General features: G+C 41.7%; 1 protein-coding gene. It reads left to right on the top strand.

The features are described from left to right. Positions 1–159: 159 nt before the first annotated feature. The gene (locus tag F607_RS0127075) at positions 160–1,341 is read left to right on the top strand and encodes a cation:proton antiporter (protein ID WP_027710477.1); all 1,182 of its coding nucleotides are present in this window, start codon (positions 160–162) and stop codon (positions 1,339–1,341) included. The last annotated feature ends 92 nt before the right edge of the window (positions 1,342–1,433 follow it).

Below are 1,433 nucleotides of genomic sequence, written 5' to 3'. Positions count from 1 at the left end.
CTGAAGTATAACACCCCTTCAAAAAAACAAAATACCCTTTATTATCAATTAGATAAGTTAAAATTCATGATATGAATCTGGCTCAAATAGTGAGAGCCAGTTAAAATTAATCAGAGTGTTTTATGTCAGAGTGACGTTCATTAATAGTTAAGCAAAAATATGGATAACGTACCAAACCTAGATGATTATTTATTTCTATTAACGCTTGGCGGAGTTCTAATAAGTGGACTAGTAATCTCAGCTGTTGGAAAAAAAAACCACCTGCCACGCGTAACGCTTTTATTGATATTTGGTGTAGTTATAGGAAAAGGAGGGCTTGATGTTATTCCCATAATATTTTCGAATCAATTTGAAATTATTAGTGAAATGGCATTGATGATGGTTGGTTTTTTGTTAGGTGGTAGGCTGACTGTAAACTCATTGAAAGGTTACTTGGGCGCAACAATCTGGATTTCGATAACCGCAGCAGCAATCACTGCATTGATAGTTACCTTGGCTCTTATATTATTTGGCGTACCATTTGAGCTTGCAGTAGTGCTCGGTTGCCTCGCATCAGCTACTGATCCAGCAGCGATTCTGGATGTCGCGCAAGAATCAAACTACACAAAATCTTTTAAAAATCAACTGCTATCTATTGTTGCTCTCGATGATGCTTGGGCATTAATGTTGTTTGGAATGGGTATTGCCCTAGTGTCGTCTTCGAATAGTGTTGGGGTTGAACATTCAGCTCTACTTATGGTCGCACAAGACATTGGCGGAGCAATACTGATTGGGTTATGTATTGGATTTCCTGCAGCTTATCTAACGGGTAGAGTGAAGCCCGGCCAGCCAATTTTGTCAGAAGCGTTAGGAGCTGTTTTTATATGTGGAGGAATAGCTTTATGGCTAGGAGTTTCATTTTTAATTGCATCTATGGTGTTAGGGGTGGTTGTTGGTAACTTTGCCAAGCATCACGAACAACCTTTACATGCGATTGAGGGTATCGAGTGGCCGTTTATGGTCATTTTTTTCGTGCTGGCCGGTGCAAATCTTGAGCTGAGAATGCTTAGCTCAATAGGTCTCATCTGCGCGGTTTATATTATTTTTCGAATAGTTGGGAAAATGGTTGGTGCCAGGATCGGCGGCCAGTTTGGCAAGGCTGACAGACAAACCAAGAGGTGGATGGGGGTTGCTTTATTACCTCAAGCTGGTGTTGCTATTGGCATGGCGCTTGTGGCATCGTATTTCATACCAGAACATCGCCAAACGTTACTATCAGTAGCTGTTTTATCAACTGTTTTGTTTGAGATCATTGGCCCTATTTTTACTCGCCTTGCCTTGGAACGTGTCGAACATGCTTAATCGGGTAAGAGCTGGTATCTACCCAGCTCTCCCCACACCACCCTGCATGCGGGACCGCACAGGGCGGTTCATTTAACTTATCCGTTAGGATA

The sequence above is a fragment of the Zooshikella ganghwensis DSM 15267 genome, assembly GCF_000428585.1.
Taxonomy (GTDB): Bacteria; Pseudomonadota; Gammaproteobacteria; order Pseudomonadales; family Zooshikellaceae; genus Zooshikella; species Zooshikella ganghwensis.
This window is presented reverse-complemented; position numbering and strand designations above follow the sequence as displayed.

Coding starts and splice junctions, on each gene's coding strand:
- F607_RS0127075 (WP_027710477.1), top strand. CDS start 160: ATGGATAACGTACCAAACCTAGATGATTATTTATTTCTATTAACGCTT.